Source organism: Acinetobacter sp. 1566109 (genome assembly GCF_000582255.1).
GTDB lineage: Bacteria > Pseudomonadota > Gammaproteobacteria > Pseudomonadales > Moraxellaceae > Acinetobacter > Acinetobacter nosocomialis.
Genome location: NZ_JEYB01000141.1, coordinates 1 through 2047 on the forward strand (window position 1 = coordinate 1; position 2047 = coordinate 2047).

The window sequence follows — 2047 nt, forward strand, 5'->3', positions numbered from 1 at the left end:
ATATTTTTACCTTATTATCAATTACCAATTCCAAAAGTTATATATTTAAAAAAAATACTCTATGAGTAATTTAATTTCTCAGACTATAACTACTAACGCAACAACTAACTTTAAATATCTTCCCTACTTAATTTTCTAATGAAGTTAATAAATATTTTATTATAAGTTAGCTTAAGTACAACATTATAAATAAAAAGCTAAGCCCCGATTAGTGTGGCTTAGCTTTGAAAAATAATTTTAATTAAAAAATTACTTATTTGATGTCTGCAAATTCAGAAACAGGTTTGTTCACTTCAACTTTTGTGCCACCGAATTTTTCATTCACGAATTTTTGTACTTTAGGTAAGTGGTAAAGTTCACCAAGTTTCGTATAGATTGGATCATTTTTGTTTGCTTCAGCTACACCCAATAAATTGACATAAAGTTTAGTAGACTGATCAATTGGCTCACGGAAGATAGAATCTTTCATTACATTGAGGCCACCTTCAAGTGCCAATGTATTACCAAGTACAATTGCATCTACATCGTTTTTAACACGAACTGCTGTAGTCATTTGAATTGGTTTTAATTGTAAATTTTTAGGGTTTTCAGCAATGTCGTTCGTAGTCCCTTTTACAGGGTCAAAGTTCGGTTTAAGTTTAATCAGTTTAGCAGACTGTAATAATGTTAATGCACGAGCTTCATTGGCAGTATCATTTGGAATAGCAATGGTAGCGCCTTGTGGGAACTCATCAACAGTTTTAATTTTATTTGCATAAATACCCATTGGTTCCAAGTAAGTTGTTGCAACAGCAGCAACTTTAGCTTTATTTGAAGCATTGTATGCTGCCAAATAGTTGAATGACTGGAACGCATTTACATCTTGCTCACCATTTGCGACAGATGTATTGAGCACAACATAGTCAGTTAAGTTAGTCACTTCGAGTTTAATACCAGCTTCTTTAGTCTCAGGAAGCGTTGCAACGTATTTCCATACGTCAGTATCTGAACCTGTTGAAACCAGTTTAATTGTTCGAACTGACTCACCTTTGTCTTTAGCTGGTGCAGTATTTTCAGTTTGTGCAGGTTGTTTATTACATGCTGTCAGTGTGAGTACAGATGCGCTGAACAGTACACTAAATAATTTTTTCATAGATACATCCTAAAATAGGAAACGCCTAACCCACAAAAGAGTGAGGCATTCCCAACCATTGGGTCGAAATGCAAAATTTGGCTGGAAATAATTTCCAGATATAGGGTTTAGAAGCCTGAATTCAGCATTATTCTTTCCGTGAACTTGCTCGCTAAACAATAGAATTATGTTTTGAAACAGCCTCTAAATATGGGATCATCATATATCAACAAGTGAATATTCTACAAATAACTTGTTCAATTCTGATATATAGTCATGCTCACAGCAACATATTGAAAACATAAACATTTCTCAAATACAACATACATATTTGATTTATATGAAATTTTTAGGATTTATTAGCAATATTTAAGCTAAATAGAGTTGTAATTTTTATTTTAGGCATAAAAAAAGCCCCTGCTATTAACAGGTGCTTTTCGAATTTGGCGGAAGCGGTGAGATTCGAACTCACGGAGGACTCACACCCTCGTCGGTTTTCAAGACCGGTGCATTAAACCGCTCTGCCACGCTTCCAACGAGCGTTATAATATAAACAAAAATGCAAGTTGGCAAATCTTTTATTTAATTTTTAATTCAAACGCTCAAAATAAAAACAAATCTATTTAAATTTCATCATTTTTAGGCTTTTCATAACGAATTGCATTGATATACCAAAGCTTTTTACCTAAAGGAGTGTGCACTTCAACCTCATCATCGACTTGTTTACTCAAGAGTGCACGTGCCATTGGCGACTCAATCGAGATATGTTGAGGATGATGATCATAAATTTCATCAATCCCTACGATACGTAAAGTTTTTTGTTCACCTTCTTCATTTTCAATTTCGACCCAAGCGCCAAAGTAAACTTTGCCTTCTTGCTCGGGAGCATAATCGACAATTTTTAACTCTTCTAAACGTTTTCCTAAATAGCGTACC

Annotated in this window: 2 protein-coding genes and 1 tRNA gene; all 3 read right to left on the reverse strand. The window is 34.0% G+C overall.

Going from position 1 to position 2047, the window contains the following annotated elements; genetic code table 11:
* Positions 1 to 253: 253 nt before the first annotated feature.
* Positions 254 to 1132 (reverse strand): MetQ/NlpA family ABC transporter substrate-binding protein, encoded by an 879-nt coding sequence (locus J582_RS24740; protein WP_017393614.1) that lies wholly within the window; start codon positions 1130 to 1132, stop codon positions 254 to 256.
* 423 nt (positions 1133 to 1555) lie between these two features.
* Positions 1556 to 1645: transfer RNA gene (locus tag J582_RS24745), tRNA-Ser, on the reverse strand.
* 89 nt (positions 1646 to 1734) lie between these two features.
* Positions 1735 to 2047, reverse strand: a 313-nt coding sequence (locus J582_RS24750; protein WP_032048871.1) for a GreA/GreB family elongation factor, incomplete at its 5' end; no start/stop codon positions are given.

What these genes read in the sequence shown, in the direction of transcription:
- J582_RS24740 (WP_017393614.1), bottom strand. Translation starts at nt 1,132, where the DNA reads ATGAAAAAATTATTTAGTGTACTGTTCAGCGCATCTGTACTCACACTG.